Origin of the sequence: Parasphingorhabdus sp. (genome assembly GCF_036568145.1) — a bacterium.
GTDB lineage: Bacteria > Pseudomonadota > Alphaproteobacteria > Sphingomonadales > Sphingomonadaceae > Parasphingorhabdus.
Window position 1 is genome coordinate 48,564 of the sequence record NZ_DATCTC010000012.1, and the last position, 20,503, is coordinate 69,066.

The 20,503-nt window shown below is 52.3% G+C and carries 26 protein-coding genes, 1 tRNA gene and 1 other RNA gene; 14 read left to right on the top strand and 14 right to left on the bottom strand.

Features of this window, described 5'->3' with window-relative positions:
* Positions 1-52: 52 nt before the first annotated feature.
* Both VIN76_RS02700 and pspF read right to left on the bottom strand, forming a co-directional pair.
* Positions 53-658 (bottom strand): superoxide dismutase, encoded by a 606-nt coding sequence (locus VIN76_RS02700; protein WP_332040279.1) that lies wholly within the window; start codon positions 656-658, stop codon positions 53-55.
* A gap of 178 nt (positions 659-836) precedes the next feature.
* Positions 837-1,901, bottom strand: a complete 1,065-nt coding sequence (pspF, locus tag VIN76_RS02705; RefSeq protein ID WP_332040280.1) for a phage shock protein operon transcriptional activator — start codon at positions 1,899-1,901, stop codon at positions 837-839.
* Positions 1,902-2,072: 171 nt separating this feature from the next.
* On the opposite strand from pspF, the gene VIN76_RS02710 reads away from it, so the two are divergent.
* The 9 genes from VIN76_RS02710 to VIN76_RS02750 all read left to right on the top strand — a co-directional run bounded on the left by VIN76_RS02710 (position 2,073) and on the right by VIN76_RS02750 (position 5,575).
* Positions 2,073-2,255 (top strand): hypothetical protein, encoded by a 183-nt coding sequence (locus VIN76_RS02710; protein WP_332040281.1) that lies wholly within the window; start codon positions 2,073-2,075, stop codon positions 2,253-2,255.
* A gap of 170 nt (positions 2,256-2,425) precedes the next feature.
* Positions 2,426-3,109: a phage shock protein PspA gene (pspA, locus tag VIN76_RS02715; RefSeq protein ID WP_332040282.1), complete on the top strand. Its 684-nt coding sequence runs from the start codon at positions 2,426-2,428 to the stop codon at positions 3,107-3,109.
* Positions 3,109-3,423 carry an envelope stress response membrane protein PspB gene (gene pspB / locus VIN76_RS02720; RefSeq protein ID WP_332040283.1) on the top strand — a complete coding sequence of 105 codons (315 nt, stop codon included), beginning with the start codon at positions 3,109-3,111 and terminating at the stop codon, positions 3,421-3,423. Before pspA ends, pspB begins: the two co-directional genes overlap by 1 nt.
* The gene (gene pspC, locus VIN76_RS02725; protein WP_332040284.1) at positions 3,420-3,800 is read left to right on the top strand and encodes an envelope stress response membrane protein PspC; all 381 of its coding nucleotides are present in this window, start codon (positions 3,420-3,422) and stop codon (positions 3,798-3,800) included. Before pspB ends, pspC begins: the two co-directional genes overlap by 4 nt.
* A gap of 25 nt (positions 3,801-3,825) precedes the next feature.
* The gene (locus VIN76_RS02730) at positions 3,826-4,134 is read left to right on the top strand and encodes a hypothetical protein (protein WP_332040285.1); all 309 of its coding nucleotides are present in this window, start codon (positions 3,826-3,828) and stop codon (positions 4,132-4,134) included.
* A gap of 44 nt (positions 4,135-4,178) precedes the next feature.
* Positions 4,179-4,508, top strand: coding sequence for a hypothetical protein (locus tag VIN76_RS02735; RefSeq protein WP_332040286.1), 330 nt, complete (start codon positions 4,179-4,181; stop codon positions 4,506-4,508).
* Between the two features lie 41 nt (positions 4,509-4,549).
* Positions 4,550-4,810, top strand: a complete 261-nt coding sequence (locus VIN76_RS02740) for a hypothetical protein (RefSeq protein ID WP_332040287.1) — start codon at positions 4,550-4,552, stop codon at positions 4,808-4,810.
* Between the two features lie 30 nt (positions 4,811-4,840).
* A complete protein-coding gene (locus VIN76_RS02745) occupies positions 4,841-5,077 on the top strand; it encodes a hypothetical protein (RefSeq protein WP_332040288.1) in 237 nt (78 codons plus the stop codon).
* A gap of 87 nt (positions 5,078-5,164) precedes the next feature.
* Positions 5,165-5,575 carry a SufE family protein gene (locus VIN76_RS02750; RefSeq protein WP_332040289.1) on the top strand — a complete coding sequence of 137 codons (411 nt, stop codon included), beginning with the start codon at positions 5,165-5,167 and terminating at the stop codon, positions 5,573-5,575.
* Between the two features lie 3 nt (positions 5,576-5,578).
* Here VIN76_RS02750 and VIN76_RS02755 read toward each other — a convergent pair whose 3' ends face one another.
* The 5 genes from VIN76_RS02755 to VIN76_RS02775 form a co-directional block, all read right to left on the bottom strand.
* Complete coding sequence (locus VIN76_RS02755) at positions 5,579-6,115, bottom strand: J domain-containing protein (RefSeq protein WP_332040290.1); 537 nt, start codon at positions 6,113-6,115, stop codon at positions 5,579-5,581.
* Between the two features lie 99 nt (positions 6,116-6,214).
* An RNA gene (rnpB, locus tag VIN76_RS02760) (RNase P RNA component class A) lies at positions 6,215-6,592 on the bottom strand.
* A gap of 6 nt (positions 6,593-6,598) precedes the next feature.
* Positions 6,599-7,285, bottom strand: a complete 687-nt coding sequence (locus VIN76_RS02765; RefSeq protein WP_332040329.1) for an N-acetylmuramoyl-L-alanine amidase — start codon at positions 7,283-7,285, stop codon at positions 6,599-6,601.
* A gap of 32 nt (positions 7,286-7,317) precedes the next feature.
* Positions 7,318-7,956 carry a histidine phosphotransferase family protein gene (locus VIN76_RS02770; RefSeq protein ID WP_332040291.1) on the bottom strand — a complete coding sequence of 213 codons (639 nt, stop codon included), beginning with the start codon at positions 7,954-7,956 and terminating at the stop codon, positions 7,318-7,320.
* A 26-nt stretch (positions 7,957-7,982) separates the two neighbouring features.
* A complete protein-coding gene (locus VIN76_RS02775; RefSeq protein WP_332040292.1) occupies positions 7,983-8,414 on the bottom strand; it encodes a M67 family metallopeptidase in 432 nt (143 codons plus the stop codon).
* A gap of 16 nt (positions 8,415-8,430) precedes the next feature.
* On the opposite strand from VIN76_RS02775, the gene VIN76_RS02780 reads away from it, so the two are divergent.
* The 3 genes from VIN76_RS02780 (at position 8,431) to mtgA (ending at position 11,143) form a co-directional block, all read left to right on the top strand.
* Complete coding sequence (locus tag VIN76_RS02780) at positions 8,431-9,384, top strand: RluA family pseudouridine synthase (protein ID WP_332040330.1); 954 nt, start codon at positions 8,431-8,433, stop codon at positions 9,382-9,384.
* 74 nt (positions 9,385-9,458) lie between these two features.
* Positions 9,459-10,367: an RNA polymerase sigma factor RpoH gene (gene rpoH / locus VIN76_RS02785; RefSeq protein ID WP_332040293.1), complete on the top strand. Its 909-nt coding sequence runs from the start codon at positions 9,459-9,461 to the stop codon at positions 10,365-10,367.
* 83 nt (positions 10,368-10,450) lie between these two features.
* The gene (mtgA, locus tag VIN76_RS02790) at positions 10,451-11,143 is read left to right on the top strand and encodes a monofunctional biosynthetic peptidoglycan transglycosylase (RefSeq protein ID WP_332040294.1); all 693 of its coding nucleotides are present in this window, start codon (positions 10,451-10,453) and stop codon (positions 11,141-11,143) included.
* Positions 11,144-11,220: 77 nt separating this feature from the next.
* Here mtgA and clpX read toward each other — a convergent pair whose 3' ends face one another.
* The 7 genes from clpX to gatC form a co-directional block, all read right to left on the bottom strand.
* Positions 11,221-12,492 (bottom strand): ATP-dependent Clp protease ATP-binding subunit ClpX, encoded by a 1,272-nt coding sequence (gene clpX / locus VIN76_RS02795; RefSeq protein ID WP_332040295.1) that lies wholly within the window; start codon positions 12,490-12,492, stop codon positions 11,221-11,223.
* Positions 12,493-12,636: 144 nt separating this feature from the next.
* Positions 12,637-13,260 (bottom strand): ATP-dependent Clp protease proteolytic subunit, encoded by a 624-nt coding sequence (locus VIN76_RS02800; RefSeq protein WP_332040296.1) that lies wholly within the window; start codon positions 13,258-13,260, stop codon positions 12,637-12,639.
* 231 nt (positions 13,261-13,491) lie between these two features.
* Complete coding sequence (gene tig, locus VIN76_RS02805; RefSeq protein WP_332040297.1) at positions 13,492-15,090, bottom strand: trigger factor; 1,599 nt, start codon at positions 15,088-15,090, stop codon at positions 13,492-13,494.
* Positions 15,091-15,142: 52 nt separating this feature from the next.
* Positions 15,143-15,227, bottom strand: a tRNA-Leu gene (locus tag VIN76_RS02810).
* A gap of 101 nt (positions 15,228-15,328) precedes the next feature.
* Entirely contained in the window at positions 15,329-16,825 is a 1,497-nt protein-coding gene (gatB, locus tag VIN76_RS02815; RefSeq protein ID WP_332040298.1) for an Asp-tRNA(Asn)/Glu-tRNA(Gln) amidotransferase subunit GatB, read from the bottom strand.
* An 85-nt stretch (positions 16,826-16,910) separates the two neighbouring features.
* Positions 16,911-18,395 (bottom strand): Asp-tRNA(Asn)/Glu-tRNA(Gln) amidotransferase subunit GatA, encoded by a 1,485-nt coding sequence (gene gatA / locus VIN76_RS02820; protein ID WP_332040299.1) that lies wholly within the window; start codon positions 18,393-18,395, stop codon positions 16,911-16,913.
* The gene (gene gatC / locus VIN76_RS02825) at positions 18,395-18,682 is read right to left on the bottom strand and encodes an Asp-tRNA(Asn)/Glu-tRNA(Gln) amidotransferase subunit GatC (RefSeq protein WP_332040300.1); all 288 of its coding nucleotides are present in this window, start codon (positions 18,680-18,682) and stop codon (positions 18,395-18,397) included. The genes gatA and gatC overlap by 1 nt, the downstream gene beginning before the upstream one ends.
* 130 nt (positions 18,683-18,812) lie before the next feature.
* Between gatC and VIN76_RS02830 the strand changes: the two genes are divergently transcribed.
* Together VIN76_RS02830 and ruvX are read left to right on the top strand one after the other, a co-directional pair.
* The gene (locus VIN76_RS02830; RefSeq protein WP_332040301.1) at positions 18,813-20,036 is read left to right on the top strand and encodes a DUF3089 domain-containing protein; all 1,224 of its coding nucleotides are present in this window, start codon (positions 18,813-18,815) and stop codon (positions 20,034-20,036) included.
* Complete coding sequence (gene ruvX, locus VIN76_RS02835) at positions 20,036-20,497, top strand: Holliday junction resolvase RuvX (RefSeq protein WP_332040331.1); 462 nt, start codon at positions 20,036-20,038, stop codon at positions 20,495-20,497. The genes VIN76_RS02830 and ruvX overlap by 1 nt, the downstream gene beginning before the upstream one ends.
* Positions 20,498-20,503 lie beyond the last annotated feature (6 nt).

Sequence of the window (20,503 nt, forward strand, 5' to 3'; positions counted from 1 at the left end):
GCGGTCTTCATTCCATTGGCCATTGGCTAGTTTATACTAGTCCTGAATTATTTTAGTCCTGATCGGCGCGGCTCACACCTTCACCGTCAAGGTTTTTGGCAACAAATTCCCAGTTGATGGCATTATCCAGCAGAGCCGAGACATAGTCCGGACGTGCATTCTGATAATCCAGATAATAAGCATGTTCCCATACGTCGATGGTCAATAGCGGCTTCATGTCGTGGGCAACCGGGCTATCAGCATCATGCAGCGATGTGATTTCCAGCTTGTCGCCATTCAGCACCAGCCAGGCCCAACCGCTGGCAAAGTGACCAACAGCTTCGGCTTTGAACTTTTCCTTGAACTTTTCAACCGAGCCGAAATCGGCTTCGATGCGGCTTTTCAGGTTTGCAGGGATTTCCTGCTTTTCGGGGCTGAGGCACAGCCAGTAGAAGCTGTGGTTCCAAACCTGGGCAGAATTATTGAAAAGGCCGCCTTCCGATGATTTGATAACTTCCGACAATTTCTTGCCAGCTTTATCCGTGCCTTCAACCGCCTCGTTGGTTTTGGTTACATAGGCCTGATGATGTTTGCCATGATGGTAGTTGAACGTGGCTTCAGAGATCAGGTCTCCAAAAGCGGTTTTTGAATATGGCAGTTCGGGGAGTGTAAAGGACATCGGAATTTTCTCCGTAGTTAGAGTGACTTTCAGAAAGCTCATATGATAGCAAAAGCACTCAGTATCAACTGTCATTACGACCATATGAGGGCGGATATGCTCTGGATCGTTATAAACGGGACGGTAATTCCGTTCAAGCGCTCCCTATCAATGAAGGCCCTGTGGAAGAAGTCAAAAGCTATCCGAGCAGATCATGCCGTTTCAGAGCATGGCGCAATTGGTCATAGGTGAGGTTCAGTGCTTTGGCTGTTTGTCGCTGGTTATAGCGTGATTTTGCGAGAGCGGCCTCCAATATCCGCTTTTCATAAGCCTCGACAGCTTCTTTCAAATCATCAACCTGCGCGTAAGAAAGATCGGCACCGTTGGGAGCAGTTATTGAAGCAGTTATTGAAGCGGCGTCATCAACATTTTCAGATTCCTGCCTCGTTTCAGAACGTGCGGATGGAGCGGGTGAAGACCCATTCGGCTTCCATGGAGATTCGAACGGATCGAACACGATGTGATCGACCGGCCTGGTATAATCGCTCCACTGATAAACGGCGCGCTCCACAACATTGCGAAGCTCACGCACATTGCCCGGCCATTTATGGCGCGCCAGTGCTTCGGAAGCGAGCTGCCCGAAGCCGGGCCAGAAGTCCCATTCCAGCTCCGCCGCCATCCGCCGCCCGAAATAATCGGCCAGAACCGGCACATCGCCTTCCCGGTAACGCAGCGGCGGTAAGGTCACGACCTCGAAACTCAGGCGGTCGAGCAAGTCTGCGCGGAACTTTCCTTCATCGGCCATATGGGGAAGGTCCGCATTTGTCGCCGCGACTATCCGCACGTCCACCCGCCGGGGCCGCGATGAACCAATCGGGGTGATCTCGCCATATTCGACCGCCCGCAGCAAGCGTTCCTGCGCGGCCGATGACAGGGTTCCCAATTCGTCAAGAAACAGCGTGCCCCCATCGGCCTCTTCAAACCGCCCTACCCGGCTTTTGGTCGCACCGGTAAAGGCGCCCGCTTCATGCCCGAACAATTCAGCCTCAATCAGCGTTTCAGGCATAGCCGCACAGTTTAGCGTGACCAGTGGCCCGTCCCACCGCGTGCTGAGCCGGTGAAGCCGTTCCGCGATCAGTTCTTTACCCGTGCCGCGCTCCCCTATGACAAGCACAGGCCGGTTCAATGCGGCGGCGCGACTGGCCTTTTCCACGGCATCAAGAAATGCCCCGGATTCGCCGACAAAGTGATTCTCACGTTCCATTGCAAATATATAGTATAATTTCCCACTTTATGGCAATTATTACTATAGCCCCTCATTGCGATTTTAGGATTTATCCATATATTACAATGACTTACAAAATTGGCACGCCTCCTGCAATATTAGTTTCAAACCCGCAAGGGACATATTTTGATCAATCAGAGGAAGAAGAAAATGTCAGCAGCCAAGAAAACCGGACAATTGACTAACATGAGCAGAACCGACCTATCTGCAGTCATTTCTGTCGTGCTGTTCACCATTACGATTGTAATCAGTGCTGTTGGACCTGTCGGCGCGCAAAGCCCGGCCATCTCCGAAGATGGTATAATTTCCCCAACTGTCAGCTATAAAGCGTGACAGATAACATGGCCGGGACCACTTCATTCCCCCTTGCCGAAGTCAAGTCCCGGCCACCTTTCCAGACCGGAAAGATAGAATTTATTGAATTTATTGAAGACCAGCCTGAACGTTCGAACCATTCCAGGCATAATGCTAGCAACGACCCCAATAATTACCGGAGTTTAACCATGGGTATTTTTTCAAGAACACGCGATATAATCGCTGCCAATGTCACCGACATGCTGGACAAGGCGGAAGACCCCTCGAAGCTGATCCGCATGATCATCCTCGAAATGGAGGAAACCCTTGTTGAAGTCCGGGCTTCGGCCGCGCGCACCATTGCCGATCAAAAGGAAATGCGCCGCCATATCGACAAGCTGGAAAACCTGACCGAGGACTGGAATGAAAAGGCGCAGCTCGCGCTATCCAAGGACCGCGAAGACCTCGCCAAAGCCGCGCTGATCGAAAAGCGTAAAGCGTCCGATATGGCCGAACAGTTGAAGGTGGAAATACAAGTCCTCAATGACGCGCTCAGCGCCAATGAAGAAGACATCGCCAAGCTGCAGAAGAAATTGCAGGAGGCACGCTCACGCCAGAGCAGCCTGGTCAACCGGCTTGAAAGCGCGGAAAACCGCTATAAAATCCGTGAAATGTATAATGGCAACAAAGTCAATGACGCTTTTTCGAAATTCGAATATCTTGAACGTCAGGTCGATTATGCCGAAGGCCGCGCCGACGCTCTGGGTATGAACGGAGAAGGCGATACGCTGGAAAACCAGATTGCTGCTCTGGAAAGCAACGACAAGATTGATGATGAATTGGAAGCCATGAAAGCGGCTCTCAAAAAATCTAATCAGGAAGGTGGTCAGTAATGGAAGAGATTTTTGTACCCATATTTGTCGTCGGGATGCTGTTTATCGGCTTGCCGTGGATCATATTTCACTATGTCACCAAATGGAAAACATCCGCAAGCATCAGCTATGAAGACGAACAGTTGCTTGATGAATTGCACAATATGGCCCGGCGCCTGGACGAGCGCATGGGAACGATCGAGCGGATTATGACTGCCGATAACCCGAACTGGCGCGACAGTATCTTGCCGGGAAGCGGGTCGAGAAGTGGCAGTGATCCGCAACCGACACTCGAAAATTTTGACAATCTACTCAAAGAAAGGCGCCAATCATGACCAGCAGTCGCACCAAATTCTACCTCGATAAACGGCGCGCCAAATGGAGCGGAGTATGCGCGGGGATTGCCGACTATACCGGAATAAATGTTTTCTGGGTCCGTATTGCGGCTGTCATTGCCACGATTACCTTTGCCTTCCCGTGGACTTTGGTCGCTTACTGGATCGCCGCGAAATCGTTCGATCCGAAACCGAGCGAGCTTTACGGCAGCGAAGAAGACCAGCAATTCTGGCAAGGCGTTCGCCAGTCACCCCATCGCACAGCCCGTGATGTACGGTCGCGCTTTCGCGAAATAGACCGCCGCCTGGCCGATATGGAATTATATTATACCAGCAAAAACACGACTCTTTCGAACGAGATCGAGAGCCTTCGTTGATGCGAAAGACTGAAGGAGAGAAGGTATGAATTGGGGTGGACCAGGGTTTGTGATCGCTATCATCGCCGTTTGCTATGCCGGCTGGATCATCAACAATTGGATCAGGGCCAAACATGGCTATCCGCTGGAAAATGAATGGGGCGGAACAACCGATCCTGGCACGAACAGTAAGGCCGGTCTTGATGCAGAACGGAAAATCGAGCTGCTTTCCAACGAAAATGCCGAGCTTGTCGGCAAGATCGACCGGCTACAGGAACGTCTGGCCGTGCTGGAGCGGATCGCAACGGACCCGGCAAAGCGCACCGCCGACGAAATCGAAGCGCTAAGAGATTGATAGCAGCCTGACGCACTTGTCGGCTGAGGGAGGGAGAGAAATTTATGGACCCGGACAAAGTAGCTTTTATATTGGAAATCATGCCCTATGCAGCGCTGCTCACAGCGATAGGGGTTGGCGGATGGGTGATGACAACCTGGATGCGCATTAAAAATGGATACCCGCTCGAAGGGACTTGGGGCAATGCCTTGCACCCCAAAACTGACCGGGAAGCGGTGGAACGGGTCAAGCTGCTGACCAATGAAAATGCCGAGTTAAGGGCCGAAATCGGTTCCATGAAAGACCGACTGGCTAATGTGGAACGGATCGTAACGGATGACAGCCACCGGTTGACGAACGAGATTGAAGCATTGCGCGACAAGCGAACAAACTGATCAAAAGCTGAAAGATAGCTAACCGAACCTGGAGGGAAGATATGAACCCGTTTGAAATGGTAGTCGCCATTATTATCGTCATTACGGTTGGCAAGGTGCTCAGCACCCGCATGCAGGCCAGGCATTCGCTTCCCCCCGATAGAGATGGGAACGGCAATGCCAGTGAAGGCCCGGAAGCGAGCCGCCTTCGTGAAGAGGTCAAATATCTGAAGGAACGGGTCGCTGTTCTGGAAAAAATCGCCACCGATGATCGCGGTGCTCGCGAACTTGAAAACGAAATTGAAAAATTACGGGACCGGTAGGCCGGTTCACTAGAGAAGAAGGATCAAATCATGCAAGACCCCGGTTTATACCTGTTGACTGCTGTATTTACCCTGATCGGACTTACAGCAGTATCGCTCATCGCCTTGCGCGGATGGCGTGACTGGTTGGCGCTGAAATCCAAGGAACTGGACCATCAGTATCAGCATCAGGAAGGCCCGCCTACTGCGGCTTCCCGCATCGAAGTCGCTGACCTGAAAGAGCGCATCCGCAAACTCGAAGCCATTGCAGCAGGTGTGGAGCTTTAATCATATAGCTCCACACTATCTGCTTTGCGCAGCACCAATAGTATATTTGATGATGACGCGAATCCCCTACCCTGCTAGCGGACTGTCATGAGCAAATTTGACGATCTGGTAGAAGAATATGAATTTCTGGAAGCCGATGACCGATACCGGCTTTTGATAGATCTGGGCAAAGAGCTGGAGCCGATGCCAGATGCCCTGAAAACCGATGCGACCCTGGTCCGCGGTTGCTCTGCCTCGGTCTGGGTCTATCCCACGCAGCTTGATGATGGCCGGCTGCATTTCCTGGCCGATAGCAATGCCGCCATAACCAAGGGTATTATCGCGTTGGTTCTAGAAACTGTTCAGGATCAACCTGTCGATGCGGTATTGAAAACCGACATTGCGGAAAAGCTGGCTCCGTTTGATTTGAAAAACCAGCTCAGTTCCAACCGGACTCAAGGCATCCCGAACATGATTAAGCTTATCGAGCAAACGGCGCTTCGCTACCAGAACGCCTAAGCTTTAGGCAGGCTTCCAGACCCGGCGTTCCTCGGCAACTTTCAGTACATCGAAAGCGGCCTGTGCGGCCTGAAACTTTTTGGAGGCCTCTGCATCGCCCGGATTAACATCGGGATGATATTCCTTGGCCATGGCGCGCCATGCTTTTTTCACCGTTTCAAAATCAACATCGGGCGTGAGGTCGAAAATCTCCAGAGCCGTCATCTCGTCACGCGAGCGGCTACCATCTCCCGAACCCATCCAGCTATAATGTTTCGCTTCCTGGTAAGCATTGGCGTCGCGTTGCTCGTCGGCTTCGCGCCGCGCCCGCTCCTCTTTGTCCAGCCCTTCGAAATAATCCCATCCGCGATTATATTCGGCCGCATGTTTTTCGCAGAAATACCAGCGTTCCGGACTATTCGGAGACTTTGGCGCGGGACAAGGCCCAGCCTCGTTACAGCCATGCCGATCGCACAGCTTAACCTGCTGCGCCTCCCGTGAGCTTTCATAGCTGCCCCAGCGGGGAAAGCCCCAGTTGTCGGATCGTTTTGCTTTTGGCATTTTCTACATTTAGCAAGCCCGGCGCCAGACTGCCAGTGGTAATCAAAAATATTTGATCTAAGCCAGATAGCAATTACGGCACTTTTAAACCTAAATCATAATACCAGAGGGTCTGTAAGCCGGGTTCTGTCCATCCTCGGTAGAGGAATAGCCAGTCATTCATCTGGACGATACATTGCTGCACCGCTCTAGCAACCAACCCGGGCAGCAAGCCGAAAAAGCCATGCGCCGCCCCTATTTGGTTTTGCTCCAGGTGGGGTTTGCCGTGCCAGACCTGTTACCAGATCTGCGGTGCGCTTTTACCGCACCCTTTCATTATCACGGGTCCGAAGACGTCGCGACCTGCTTTCTGTTGCACTGTCCCTGAACAGGCGATCACTCCCCTGCCCGCCGGACGTTATCCGGCACCTTTTAATCGTGGAGCCCGGACTTTCCTCGAAAATATTTGCATATTCCCGCGACTGGCCGACCCTCTGGTCCACTCTATTTAGTGATTCCGCGCTCTCTGTCGAGCATTAACGACAATAATAAAGCGCGGCACTCTCCGTCGATTACGCCGTCAATATTTTCGGGGCGGAACCTGCGCTGGAAAGCGCGTACCGCGTCTTCCTTGGCGGAGATATCATAACCAAACCGTTCCAGAGCCAGCATGAAGCCGCCATCGGTCCACGGGGGCTCGCCCAGTTTCACAGACGGTTTTTCAAGGGCGATGCCATGTTTGGCAAGCCTGTCCCAATCGAATAACTCGCCCGGATCCTGCTTGCGCGACGGTGCAAGATCGCTGTGTCCGATGACATTGGCAGGCACGATATGATGCCGTTTGACGATATCATGGGCGAGCCGTGTCACGGCATCCATTTGCTCTTCGGGAAAGGGTACATAGCCCCATTCGTGCCCCGGATTCACAATCTCTACGCCGATGCTGGCGCTGTTAATATCTTCAATCCCGCGCCAATATCCGCGCCCGGCATGCCATGCGCGGTCTTCTTCCCTGACCATGTTCACGACCTGCCCGTCCTCGGTAACGACATAATGCGCGGAAACCTTGGATTCCGGATTAGCGAGCCAGTTTATCGCGGAAGCGGCATCCTGCATGCCGGTATAATGCATCACAAGAATGGAGACCGGAAGCCGGCGCTCATCAAAATTGGGGGAAGGAGTCCAGATCATATCCATGCTCAACCCCTCTCCTCCGCCTGCTATCATGCGACAATCGCGCCAAGCAAAAGCTCTGTGTCCGATGGCGGTGAAATCCGCAGATCACCGCCATTTTCGCACGCCAGTTCACGCGACATCCATGCAGCTACTGTTCGCGCGGTCAGGTCCGATTGCGATAATGTGCCTTCCAGCGCCGCCCTGATCCCTGCGTCGAGCACAACTTTGGGACCTTCTGCGCGAAGAACCACTTCGATACCGTTATCACCCCGCTCCGCGCCGACAACCAGCTGCCCGCCGCGAACCAGAGACTCTCTGGCAATCAGGGCGAGGTTCAGCAATATCTTGATCGCCTTTTTTGGCATCGTGCCAGACTGCACGGCCCAGCCCAAGCTGATCTTGCCCTGATCCCCGACCAGAGTTTCGACCAGTTGCTTGGCCTCATCCGGATCAACTTCATCGCCAAATCCTCCGGCTGCACCAAAAGCCAGACGGAAATATTTCAGTTTATCTGCCGATGTTCTGGCACTGTCGGCCAGCAAATCCAGACATCTGTCCCGCATCTCCGGGTCGGTTTCCCCTTCGAGCAGCTCTAGCCCGTTGTTAATCGCACCAACCGGACTGAGCAGATCATGGCATATTTTTGAGCAAAGTAATGCAGCGAGATCGACACCGGACTGGGACATAAAATAACCTTCTGACGTGATAAAACTCAATTGCCCGCTGTTAGGCCGTTTGTGCTTTGGCAATCAAGGGGGATCGGGTTGAACCGTTCAAATATTTCCCCGTTTGCCACGGCTTGCCATGCTGCCACTTGCTCACCGTTGGTTATCAACCAAATCCGCCCGTCCGGTGCAGCCATAGCTGCATCGGTTCTGGACGGCTTCACGCTCCCTGACGGGTGGGAATGGAAATAGCCGATAATGGCTTCGCCGCCATCGCGCATGGCCCGTTCTGCTGCAATCAGTGCAGCGGGGTCAATCTCGAAATTGAGCCGCCGGTTTTCCGCGACATTTTCGGCCCTAGCGGCGCGCAAAACTGTGCTTCCTTCGCCAAATAGCAGGCCGCATGCTTCTTCCGGAGCGGCTTGTTTTGCGTATCGGTGTAATTCATCCAATATCGCGCTTGATATGATAAGTGTCATAGCCCACATCTATGCGATGACAGCGGGGCAATCCATCAAATCCGGCTTCGTGCCCGAAATAAAAAAAAAGCAACGCCTGGACGCGGCTTTGGCCGGTTTTCTGGGCGATCTTTCGCGTGAGCGAATCAAGCAACTGATAAGCAGCGGCGATTTGTTAATCGACGGCGCTGTTTTCACGGACCCGGCATCAAAGAAATGCGGCGGGAAGCCTTTTTCATTGACAGTCACCGAACAGATTGACGGTCCGGCACAACCGCAGGATATTCCGCTCGATATAGTGTTTGAAGACGATCATCTTATCGTCATCAACAAACCGGCGGGACTGGTTGTCCATCCCGCCGCCGGGCACCGGGACGGTACATTGGTCAACGCACTGCTCCACCACTGTAAAGGGCAGCTATCGCGCATGGATGACCCGCAGCGGCCCGGAATTGTCCACCGGATCGACAAAGATACATCCGGGCTTATGGTTGCCGCGAAAACCGACAAGGCGCATGACGGCCTTGCCGCGCTGTTTGCTGCCCATGACATAGAGCGGCGCTACCTCGCCATCTGTAACGGCCGCCCGATGCCGCCATCTGCAACCATTGAGGGCAATATTGGCCGCAGCAATGTCCACCGGAAGAAAATGGCCGTGGTCGGCGATGACAAGGGCAAAACCGCAATCACCCATTATACCACCAAGGAGCCACTAAACGGGGCCACATTAATCGAATGCAGCCTGGAAACGGGCCGTACGCATCAGGTACGGGTCCATATGTCCCATATCGGCCACAGCCTTATCGGTGATCCGCTTTATGGCACTCGTCAAAAATCATTGCTTTCCCGCAGAAAAGATATTCAATTTTGCAGACAAGCCCTGCATGCTGCTACATTAGGTTTCATACATCCCGTAACCGGTGAAAAATTGTTGTTTAACCGTAATTTTCCACTCGATATGCAGGAACTATTCAGTAAGTTGCGTGTATAGAATAAAGTTACTATATTGATGACGTCCAATGGGTGCTTGATGAGGCCCGGCGGCAAACCAGAGAAGGAACAGAAATGGCTGATAATAGCAATGTTCCGGCAAAAATCCCTGCTTTAGGGGGGGATGCAAGCCTGAACCGTTATCTTGCGGAAGTCCGTAAATTTCCGTTATTAACACCCGAACAAGAATATATGCTGGCAAAGCGCTATTCTGAACATAAGGATCAGGAAGCCGCTGCACAGCTCGTAACGTCCCACCTGCGACTCGTGGCGAAAATTGCCATGGGCTTTCGCGGATATGGCCTGCCTGTCTCGGACTTGATCTCCGAGGGCAATGTCGGCCTGATGCAAGGCGTGAAGAAATTTGAACCCGATAGAGGTTTCCGTCTGGCGACTTATGCCATGTGGTGGATCCGCGCGTCGATACAGGAATATGTATTGCGTAGCTGGAGCCTCGTAAAAATGGGTACTACCGCCGCACAGAAGAAGCTCTTCTTTAACCTGCGTCGGATGAAAAACAATCTGGAAGCATTTGAAGACGGTGACTTGTCACCAGAAGATGTCACCCGGATTTCTACCGATTTGGGCGTAGCCGAACATGAAGTGGTCAATATGAACCGCCGCATGTCAATGGGCGGCGATGCATCGCTGAATGTCTCTCTGTCCGATGACGGCGAATCCGGCCAGTGGCAGGACACTCTGGAAGATGATGTCCCGCTGCACGACCAGCAAATTGCCGATGCACAGGAAGCTGATTTCCGGCACGAGATGCTCCGCGAAGCAATGGGCTCTCTGAACGAACGTGAGCAACACATTCTTGCCGAGCGGCGTTTGTCGGAAGATCCCAAGACGCTGGAAGACCTCAGCAAGGTCTATGATGTCAGCCGCGAACGGATCAGACAGATTGAAGTGCGCGCGTTTGAGAAGCTACAAAAAGCGATGCTGCGTATTGCAGGCGAAAAACACCTGCTTGCAGCAAGTTGATTTCGCAACTTCCCGATTAATCTAAAGTTTATAACGCCCCGAAACTGAATTGTTTTCGGGGCGTTTTTTGTTTATCCCGCGACATGGCCACGAAAAAACGCAGTTCCTCTTTCCGTTTCCTCAAGCTGCTTTTTCGGCTGTTCATCTATTTCATTCTGATAACGGTGCTTTGGGTTGGGCTATATGCGTTCATCCCCCCGCCTGTAACAATCACTATGCTGCTCGACGACAATGGTATTACAAAGGACTGGGTGCCGCTTAGCGATATTTCCCCAAACCTCACCCGTGCAGTCATCGCGGCGGAAGATGGCAAATTTTGTAGCCATAACGGATTTGACAAAGACGCTATAGCAAAAGCCATTGAGTATAACAGCCAGGGCGGACGAATACGCGGCGGGTCCACTATATCCCAGCAGACCGCAAAAAATGCCTTTCTCTGGCAGGGCGGTGGCTATTTTCGCAAAGGACTGGAAGCCTATTTCACATTCCTGATCGAAAAAATCTGGGGCAAGAAGCGCATTATCGAGGTTTACCTGAACATCGCGGAAACTGGCATCGGGACTTACGGGGCACAGGCCGGTGCGCAGCGCTATTTCAAGAAGGACGCAGCGGACCTGACGAAGATAGAAGCAGCGCGGATCGCGGCGGCCCTGCCCTTACCCAAAAAGCGCGCGGTCAACGGCGCCAGCGGCTTTACGCGGCGCTATGGCAATACGATTGCTGCGCGGATCAATGTTGTGAAAAACGAAGGTTTAGACGACTGCATATATAAATAGGCCATCTACGAAAAACGCTGCGCCCGACAAGTGATACGGACACAGCGTTTTGTACATTTCCAAATTAGCTTAACCCGTTAAGCGGCATCTTCTTTCTTGGCTTTGGCGCTTTTCGCAATCACCTTCACAGGTTCTTTTGTTCCGGCAACCACTTCCTTGTCGATGACGATCTCGTCCACACCGTCAAGGTCGGGCAAGTCAAACATCGTATCAAGCAGAATATTCTCAACGATAGAGCGCAGTCCACGCGCACCGGTTTTCCGTTCAATCGCCTTTTTGGCAATGGCAACCAGAGCATCCTCAGTGAATGTCAGCACAACATTTTCCAGCTCAAACAATTTTGCATATTGTTTGACCAGAGCGTTTTTGGGCTCTTTCAAAATCTGGACCAACGCATCGACATCAAGATCTTCGAGAGTCGCGATAACCGGCAAACGGCCGACAAATTCCGGGATCAAGCCGAATTTTAGCAAATCTTCCGGCTCGCCTTGTTGCAGGATCTTGCCGATTTTGCGTTCTTCCGGTGCAGAGACATGGGCGCCGAAACCGATGGATTTTCCTTCCAGACGGTCTCCGATGATTTTTTCCAGACCAGCAAATGCCCCGCCGCAAATGAACAGGATGTTCGTCGTATCGACCTGCAGAAACTCCTGCTGCGGGTGTTTACGGCCGCCCTGAGGCGGAACGCTTGCTGTTGTGCCTTCCATAAGCTTCAACAAAGCCTGTTGAACGCCTTCACCGGACACATCCCGCGTGATCGACGGATTTTCCGCTTTACGGCTGATTTTGTCGATTTCGTCAATATACACAATGCCGCGCTGCGCCTTCTCCACATTATAATCGGAAGCTTGCAGCAGTTTCAGGATGATATTTTCAACATCTTCGCCGACATAGCCAGCTTCGGTCAATGTCGTGGCGTCCGCCATTGTGAACGGCACATCAAAGGTTTTGGCCAAAGTCTGCGCCAACAATGTTTTACCGCAGCCGGTTGGCCCAACCAGCAATATGTTCGACTTTGCAAGCTCGATATCACCGGATTTCGATGCATGGTTAAGCCGCTTATAGTGGTTGTGCACCGCCACGGACAAAACACGTTTCGCCCGGTCCTGACCAATCACATAATCGTTCAGGACATCGCAGATTTCCTGCGGCGTAGGAACTTCGCCGTCTTTCTTTCCAGTAATCGCACCTTTGGTTTCTTCACGAATTATGTCGTTACAAAGCTCGACACATTCATCGCAAATGAAAACGGTGGGTCCTGCAATAAGCTTGCGGACTTCATGTTGGGACTTTCCGCAGAAGGAGCAATATAGCGTGCTCTTCGAATCAGATCCCGTCAATTTCGTCATAAAAAGTCCTCAAAACTAGGCCAGAAGTATCAATTTAACCCTGAAACCACAAATTGCTACAGCTTTTTTCCGCCACGATTCGCCGCGCTTGTCTAAGTCTATCAAAAGTGGCTTATTTTTCATTTAAGGCAAATTGATAGCCAATTAATCCTTATCTTCCGTCGGATTTGGGCGCTTGTCATAAACTTCATCGACAATACCGAATGCTTTGGCTTCGTCCGCTTCCAGGAAAGTGTCGCGGTCCATCGCCTTTTCAATCTCTTCGAGCGGTTTGCCGGTATATTTGGCGTAAAGTTCATTCATCCGCCTGCGAATCCGCAAAATTTCCTTTGCTTGAATTTCGATATCGGAAGCCATGCCCTGTGCACCGCCAGATGGCTGATGCACCATGATGCGCGCATTGGTGGTTGCCATACGCATACCCGGTTCGCCCGCTGCCAGCAGAAAGCTGCCCATGGATGCCGCTTGCCCTACGCAAACTGTTCCGACCCGTGGGCGGATATATTGCATCGTGTCATGGATCGCCATGCCAGCGGTTACAACGCCGCCGGGTGAGTTAATGTAAAGATAGATATCTTTTTTCGGGTTTTCCGATTCCAGAAACAGCAGCTGGGCGGTGATAATCGACGCCATATTGTCTTCGACCTGTCCGGTTACAAAGACGATGCGTTCCCGCAACAACCGGGAAAAAATGTCAAAGCTGCGCTCTCCGCGGTTGGATTGCTCGATAACGACGGGAACTAGGGCATCAACGATCGGATTATGCATGGTAATTTAGTGCCTTCTGTGAAAAGTCAGGTTGATATAATGGAGCCGCCACAAAATGGAATCCCCAACAGTCTGAACCTACATCGGTGTATCTCGAACAATGTTCAAGTCGGTTAAGGATTTTTTCCCAACCAATTCGTCAATTATGACCAAATAAAGTCAATAAATTATCACAGATATGCGTAAAACTCTATTATCCGGTGCGAGATGCCCCGCACCGGATGAATCAGGTTATTTCTTTGCAGCCGGCTTTTTAGCGGCAGGCTTTTTAGCTGCTGGTTTACTTGCAGCAGCTTTTTTCGCGACTGGCTTTTTCTCGCCAGCTTCTTTTGCGGGTGCTTTTGTCGCAGCTTTTTTGGCCGGAGCATCCTTGGCGGCAGCTTCTTTTGTTGCAGCCTTTTTCTCAGCCGGTTTTTTGTCGGCTGACTTTTTCTCGGCCGGTTTTTTCGCCGCAGCCTTTTTCGCTGGTGCTTTTTTCGCGGCTGGCTTTGCTTGCGCTTCGTCTTCAGCTTCGATCGCTTCTTCCAGTTCTTCGCGCGTTACCGTCTTGTCGGTAATTTCCGCTTTGTCGAACAAGAAATCTACAACCTTGTCTTCATACATGGGTGCACGAAGCTGGGCAGCTGCCATCGGGTCCTGCTGGATATATTCCATGAACCGCTGGCGGTCTTCCGGACGATATTGCTGAGCAGCCTGCTGCATCAGCATGGACATTTCCTGCTGACTGACTTCCACGCCATTGGCCTGTCCAATTTCGGAGAGAAGCAGGCCAAGGCGAACACGGCGGACGGCGATATCACGATACTCGTCCTTCTCGTCTTCCATTTCCTTTTTCGCTTTTTCAGGATCTTCATCCTGAGCCGCTTCCTGCTCCAGCTGTTGCCAGATCTGGTTGAACTCGGCTTCTACCATTGACGGCGGCACTTCAAAATCATGCGACGCGGCCAATTGGTCGAGCAATTTGCGCTTCATATGTGTGCGGGTCAGGCCGTTCAGCTCTTGCTCGATCTGGCCTTTCAGCAGACCGCGAAGCTGGTCAATGCCTTCAAGACCCATGGCTTTCGCCATTTCATCGTCGGCTTTTGCTTCTTTCGGAGTCTGCACTTCGGCAACCACAACATCAAATGTCGCATCTTTGCCCTTTAGCGTTTCTACATTATAATCTTCCGGGAAAGTGACCTTTACCAGAACTTCGTCATTGGCTTTTTTGCCAACCAGTTGATCCTCGAAGCCGGGGATCAGGCGGCCAGAGCCAAGCTCGATAGCCATGCCTTCGCCTTTGCCGCCGTCAAATGGCACGCCGTCAACTTTGCCTTCAAAGTCGATAAGGCATTGGTCGCCGATTTTTGCCTTGTGGCTTTTGGGTGCAGTTTCAAACTGTTTCTGGCTCTCCGCAAATCTCTGCAGTGATTCTTCCACCGTCTTGTCGTCTGCTTCCACTTTCAAGCGTTCCAGCTTGATATTATCAACGGATGGAGTCGGGACTTCGGGAAGAACTTCCAGCTCGACTTTCACTTCGGCGTCTTTACCAGGTTCATAGCCTTCGCCAAGAGTGACACTTGGCTGCATCGCAGGACGCAGTTTGTTATCGGTGATGGTCTTTTCAACACATTCCTGAACCGTGCTGCTCAGCGCGTCCTGCATCAATGCGTCATTATGCATTTTGCGCACCAGATTCGCGGGAACCTTGCCTTTGCGGAAACCAGGCATGTTGACCTGCGGTGCCAGTTTCTTGACCTCATTATCGACGCGGGTTTCAATGTCCTTCGCGGTAATTTTGATGTCATAGGCCCGTTTCAGACCTTCGTTCAGCGTTTCAACAATCTGCATGATTACCCTTCAATGCCTTCATAATTTCTATTTCGACCTGTTTTCGGTGTAGTGGTGCGGGCGAAGGGACTCGAACCCCCACACCCGAAGATACCAGAACCTAAATCTGGCGCGTCTACCAATTCCGCCACGCCCGCACGAGTTACACCTTCAAACAAATATCGAATTTTGATTGACGCGTGCGCCTAGCGGATAGCTACCCAAAGGGCAAGCCCGCTTTGCGCGATCGCGTCGCTAACTAGCTTGCCTCTCCAAGAGATTTTTTCAACAACTCGTTGACCACCTGTGGATTGGCTTTGCCTTGCATCGCTTTCATCGTTTGGCCAACAAAAAATCCGAACAGTTTATCTTTACCGCTGCGATATTCGGCAACCTTGTCTTCATTTGCCGCCATTACGTCTGCGATAACTTTTTCTATCGCGCCGGTATCGGACTCCTGCTTCAGGCCCTTTTCCTCAACGACCTTGGCCGCACCGTCGCCTGTTTCCAGCATGATCTCAAAAACCTGCTTCGCGATCTTGCCGGAAATCGTGCCATCCGCGACCAGACTCAAAAGTTCGGCCGCTTGCTGAGGCGAGACAGGGCTTTGTTCTATTGGCAGCCCCATTTTATTCAGCGCACCAAACAGCTCGGACGTAAGCCAATTCGCTGCCGAGCTCGCGATTTTTTCGGGTTCGTCGGTGGTTTCCAACAATTGCTCGAACCAGATCGCCGTTTCATGCTCCGCCGTCAAAACGGCTGCATTATAAGCGCTGAGCCCCAGAACATTTTTATAGCGCGCCCGTTTTTCGTCCGGCAATTCAGGCAGGCTGGCCTTGCAATCAAAGATAAAATCATCTTCGAGTTCCAGCGGCAACAGGTCCGGATCGGGGAAATAGCGATAATCATGCGCGTCCTCTTTGGAACGCATGGAGCGGGTTTCGTTTCTGTCGGGGTCAAACAGCCGGGTTTCCTGAACCACAGTCCCCCCGCTTTCGATTACGTCAACCTGACGCTGGGCCTCATATTCGACAACCTGTTGAATGAAGCGCAGCGAGTTGACGTTCTTAGTTTCTGTCCGTGTGCCCAGTTTTCCGCCCGGTTTACGGACAGAAACGTTGACATCCGCACGCATGGAGCCTTGTTCCATATTGCCGTCGCAGCTTCCGACATAGCGCAGAATTGATCTGAGCTTACGGACATAAGCCGCTGCTTCCTTGGGGGAAGTCATATCGGGCTTGGACACGATTTCCATCAAGGCTACGCCGCAGCGGTTCAGGTCGACATAGCTCATCGTCGGATGCTGGTCGTGCATCAGCTTCCCGGCGTCCTGCTCGATATGGATGCGCTCGACACCAATCATCTTGCCATGGGCATCCGGGTCTTTTTCATCGAGCGAAATCTCGATTTTACCCTCGCCCACAATCGGGTGATAAAGCTGGGAAATCTGGTAACCCTGCGGCAAATCAGCGTAGAAATAGTTTTTGCGGTCGAAACGCGAATATTTGTTGATCTGGGCATTGAGTGCAAGGCCCGTACGAACGGCCTGACGCACACATTCCTTGTTCAGCACCGGCAACATTCCGGGCATTGCGGCATCAACCAGGCTGACCTGGGTATTTGGTTCGGCGCCAAATTCAGTCGAAGCACCGGAAAAAAGCTTTGCGTTCGAGGTGATCTGCGCGTGCACTTCAAGGCCGATCACGACCTCCCACTCACCGGTTGCCCCCTGGATACGATATGTTGATTCAGTCATTCTATATTCCCGTCGCGGCCGAACCAGTCAAAGCCGCCCTCTAAAACTCTTGAAACATCCTTTGGCAGGACCAACAGATATTGTATCACCACCACTGCTCCGGCTTCGCAACAAAACCGGCACGTTCTTCCAATGCCAGACCGGCGTTAAGCACGGTTTGTTCATCCAGCGCCTTACCGATAAGCTGTAATCCCAGCGGAAGCCCTTGGCGGTCCAGACCCGCTGGCACCGACATGGCGGGCAATCCGGCCAGACTGCTCGGCACAGTGAAAACATCGTTCAGATACATGGCGAGCGGATCGTCGTTTTTCTCGCCCAATCCGAAAGCTGCACTGGGGGCCGTTGGCGCCAAAAGCACGTCACAGCTTTCCCACGCCTTGTCAAAGTCCCGTGAAATCAACGTCCGAACTTTTTGCGCCTGCGTGTAATAAGCATCATAATAGCCGGCAGACAGCACATAGGTGCCGATCATGATGCGGCGCTTAACCTCTGACCCGAAACCGGCTTCGCGGGTTGCGGCATACATTTCCTGTAGCCCTGCCCCATCCGGCAAGTCACGCAATCCATAACGCACACCGTCATAACGCGCGAGGTTGGATGATGCCTCTGCCGGCGCGATAATATAATAAGCGGGCAGCGCATATTTTGTGTGTGGCAAAGACACGTCAACAATGGTGGCCCCAGCATCTTTCAGCCACTGGATGCCCTGCTGCCACAAAGCATCAATCTCTGGCGGCATATTATCTACGCGATATTCTTTGGGAATACCGATGCGTTTGCCGGTAAGGTCGCTTTTAAGGCCAGCTTCCCATTCAGGGACCGGCAAATTGAGCGAGGTCGAATCCTTTGGATCGAAACCGGCCATCGCTTCCAGCATGATCGCACAATCACGCACATCATGGGCCATAGGGCCTGCCTGATCCAGCGAGCTGGCAAAGGCAATCGTGCCCCAACGTGAACAACGGCCATAAGTCGGCTTGAGCCCTGTAATGCCAACAAATGCGGCGGGCTGACGGATAGAGCCACCCGTATCGGTGCCAGTCGCCGCCGGACAGATGCGTCCGGATACAACCGCCGCACTACCGCCAGACGAGCCACCGGGAGCTATGTCAGCATTGCCGCCATCATTGCGCCGCCACGGTGAAATGACATTGCCGAAAGCGCTGGTTTCGTTGGATGACCCCATTGCAAACTGGTCCATATTCAGCTTGCCGAGCATGCCCGCGCCAGCCTTGAACAGGTTGGAAGATACTGTGGATTCATATTGCGGCGTGAAGCCCTCCAGAATCAGGCTAGCCGCTGTTGTCGGAACGCCATTGGTGCAAAACAGGTCCTTCATTCCAATCGGAACACCAGCCATTTTACCAAGTGTTTCGCCTGCCGCTTTCGCTTTGTCTGTCGCCTCGGCTGCTGCAAGTGCGTGATCCGGTGTTTCTACCAGAACCGCGTTTAACGGTTTCGCCGCGCTAACCCGTCCGATAAATGTTTCTGCCACTTCCTTGGCGGTAAAATCACCAGATGCGATGCCGCTGCGGATGCCCGCGATACCCAGTTCATAAATCTCGGTCATTATTCAATCACCTTTGGCACGCCAAAAAAGCCATGTTCCGCAGCCGGAGCGTTGGCCAATATTTTGTCCCGAACATTTCCATCGTCCACCACATCATCACGCAGGCGCAGTTTATTGGGAATAACGGCGGTCATCGGTTCGACCTTTGAGCAATCGACTTCGCCCAATTGCTCTACCCATCCCAAAATGTTGTTAAGCTCTGGCACCAGCGCGTCAATTTCGGCCTCGGTCACGGCAATCCGTGACAGGCTCGCGATCTTTTTTACGGTTTCTTTATCGACTGACATATTTCATTCTTTATCGGTTCATCTTTTTTCGGGTAATGAAGCAGAAATTTGTGTACTGCGCGCCGCTAGCACTGGTGCGAGACCTCTTCAAGTTGAATGAGTGGTCAGGGACCATATTGGAGTAAAATAATTGGCGCGTAAGTTTCTTTATTTGGTTGCTGGCTTAGTCGTTCTTTTTATAGCCGGAGCTTTTGTACTACGCATCTTTGGTGAAGATCTGGCCGAGGTCGTTTTTGTTCCAAGCACAGAATTCCAACCGCAGGAAGTGCTGGAAAACAATATCTATGCCGATATTTCGATGTGGTACGCCCGCCCCGAAATTACAGAGGATAACCCGGCGCTGTGGCTACCCGCCGATCCGGAAGCAGCAGATGGTGCTGTAGAAGGAAATAGAGCAGACAGCGAAGGCGCAAAATTCATAGCCACAAGCGCCAATATATTAAAAGATGGCACCTTGAAGGATCAGGAATCTGCAGTTTTGAACGGGAAAGTCCGTGCTGCCATATTTTTCATCCATCCGACTTCCTTTATAAACAAGGAAAAATGGAACGCTCCGCTTGGTGACAAGGAAACCGAGGATCGCGCGAAAATTTTCCTTCGCGGTCAGGCAAGCGCCTTCAATCATGTCGGTGACATATGGGCACCGCGCTATCGGCAGGCCACTCTTGGTGCGTTCCTGACCGACAAGGATGAGGGACAACAGGCACTGGACGCGGCTTATCAGGATGTTCTGCAGGCCTTTGACTATTTCCTCCGCGTAGTCCCGGATGACAAGCCAATCATTCTGGCCGGTCATAGCCAGGGCAGCCTGCACCTTACCAATTTGCTTAAAGACCGGGTTGCTGGGACACCCTTGGCGGGGCGGATTGTTGCTGCCTACGTTGTTGGCTGGCCGGTTTCGGTGGAAACCGATGTTCCCGCTCTAGGGCTCGATATTTGCGAAGCACCGGATCAGTTTCATTGTCTGCTCAGTTGGGAAAGCTTTGCCGAGCCCGCCGATTATAAGCGCATTGTCGATACCTATGACACTACCATCGGATTTAACGGTGAGCCGCGCAAAAATTCCAAACTGCTGTGCACGAACCCGATAAACGGTGATGTTGATTCCGAAGCCACGGCGGAACAAAATCTCGGCACGTTGGTGCCTAATGACAAACTGAGCGATGCAAAGCTGGTCAAGGGCTCCGTACCCGCCCGCTGCGACGATCGCGGGTTCCTGCTGATTGGCGATCCCCCGAAAATGGGGCCTTACACCCTGCCCGGCAACAATTATCACGTCTATGACTACAGCTTGTTCTGGAGTAATATTCGCGCAGATATATTGAAGAGGATGACCGCATTTCTCTCGCACTAATAACAGAGGACCGGAAGCTGTTTCGCGCCGCTTTGCCACATGGCGGTCGGTTACTGGGGCTGGATGTCGGGACGAAAACCGTCGGCATAGCGCTATGCGATGCCCAGTGGATGATCGCGACCGCCGCCGAGACAATCGAGCGGCGAAAGTTTTCCAAAGACCTGGAGCGAATCAAAACGGTCATTGCCGAACAGTTCGTAGCGGGCATTGTCGTCGGTCTGCCCCTCAATCTGGATGGAAGCCAGAGCAAGCAGACGCAGGCCGCGAAATCCTTTGCCCAGAATTTACGTCCGCTCGGACTTCCGATTTTCCTGTGGGACGAACGTTGGAGCACTCAGGCGGTTACACGCGACCTGATTGCCGCTGACGTTAGCCGCAAACGGCGCAGCAAGGTGATCGACCAGATGGCAGCCGCTTATATTTTGCAGGGAGCGATTGACGGGCTTGCCGCAATAGAATGATGCCAT

Bases quoted from the DNA above. Each gene is read 5' to 3' on its own strand.
- VIN76_RS02700 (WP_332040279.1), bottom strand. From the start codon at position 658: ATGTCCTTTACACTCCCCGAACTGCCATATTCAAAAACCGCTTTTGGA.
- pspF (WP_332040280.1), bottom strand. From the start codon at position 1,901: ATGGAACGTGAGAATCACTTTGTCGGCGAATCCGGGGCATTTCTTGAT.
- VIN76_RS02710 (WP_332040281.1), top strand. From the start codon at position 2,073: ATGTCAGCAGCCAAGAAAACCGGACAATTGACTAACATGAGCAGAACC.
- pspA (WP_332040282.1), top strand. From the start codon at position 2,426: ATGGGTATTTTTTCAAGAACACGCGATATAATCGCTGCCAATGTCACC.
- pspB (WP_332040283.1), top strand. From the start codon at position 3,109: ATGGAAGAGATTTTTGTACCCATATTTGTCGTCGGGATGCTGTTTATC.
- pspC (WP_332040284.1), top strand. From the start codon at position 3,420: ATGACCAGCAGTCGCACCAAATTCTACCTCGATAAACGGCGCGCCAAA.
- VIN76_RS02730 (WP_332040285.1), top strand. From the start codon at position 3,826: ATGAATTGGGGTGGACCAGGGTTTGTGATCGCTATCATCGCCGTTTGC.
- VIN76_RS02735 (WP_332040286.1), top strand. From the start codon at position 4,179: ATGGACCCGGACAAAGTAGCTTTTATATTGGAAATCATGCCCTATGCA.
- VIN76_RS02740 (WP_332040287.1), top strand. From the start codon at position 4,550: ATGAACCCGTTTGAAATGGTAGTCGCCATTATTATCGTCATTACGGTT.
- VIN76_RS02745 (WP_332040288.1), top strand. From the start codon at position 4,841: ATGCAAGACCCCGGTTTATACCTGTTGACTGCTGTATTTACCCTGATC.
- VIN76_RS02750 (WP_332040289.1), top strand. From the start codon at position 5,165: ATGAGCAAATTTGACGATCTGGTAGAAGAATATGAATTTCTGGAAGCC.
- VIN76_RS02755 (WP_332040290.1), bottom strand. From the start codon at position 6,115: ATGCCAAAAGCAAAACGATCCGACAACTGGGGCTTTCCCCGCTGGGGC.
- VIN76_RS02765 (WP_332040329.1), bottom strand. From the start codon at position 7,285: ATGATCTGGACTCCTTCCCCCAATTTTGATGAGCGCCGGCTTCCGGTC.
- VIN76_RS02770 (WP_332040291.1), bottom strand. From the start codon at position 7,956: ATGTCCCAGTCCGGTGTCGATCTCGCTGCATTACTTTGCTCAAAAATA.
- VIN76_RS02775 (WP_332040292.1), bottom strand. From the start codon at position 8,414: ATGACACTTATCATATCAAGCGCGATATTGGATGAATTACACCGATAC.
- VIN76_RS02780 (WP_332040330.1), top strand. From the start codon at position 8,431: ATGACAGCGGGGCAATCCATCAAATCCGGCTTCGTGCCCGAAATAAAA.
- rpoH (WP_332040293.1), top strand. From the start codon at position 9,459: ATGGCTGATAATAGCAATGTTCCGGCAAAAATCCCTGCTTTAGGGGGG.
- mtgA (WP_332040294.1), top strand. From the start codon at position 10,451: ATGGCCACGAAAAAACGCAGTTCCTCTTTCCGTTTCCTCAAGCTGCTT.
- clpX (WP_332040295.1), bottom strand. From the start codon at position 12,492: ATGACGAAATTGACGGGATCTGATTCGAAGAGCACGCTATATTGCTCC.
- VIN76_RS02800 (WP_332040296.1), bottom strand. From the start codon at position 13,260: ATGCATAATCCGATCGTTGATGCCCTAGTTCCCGTCGTTATCGAGCAA.
- tig (WP_332040297.1), bottom strand. From the start codon at position 15,090: ATGCAGATTGTTGAAACGCTGAACGAAGGTCTGAAACGGGCCTATGAC.
- gatB (WP_332040298.1), bottom strand. From the start codon at position 16,825: ATGACTGAATCAACATATCGTATCCAGGGGGCAACCGGTGAGTGGGAG.
- gatA (WP_332040299.1), bottom strand. From the start codon at position 18,395: ATGACCGAGATTTATGAACTGGGTATCGCGGGCATCCGCAGCGGCATC.
- gatC (WP_332040300.1), bottom strand. From the start codon at position 18,682: ATGTCAGTCGATAAAGAAACCGTAAAAAAGATCGCGAGCCTGTCACGG.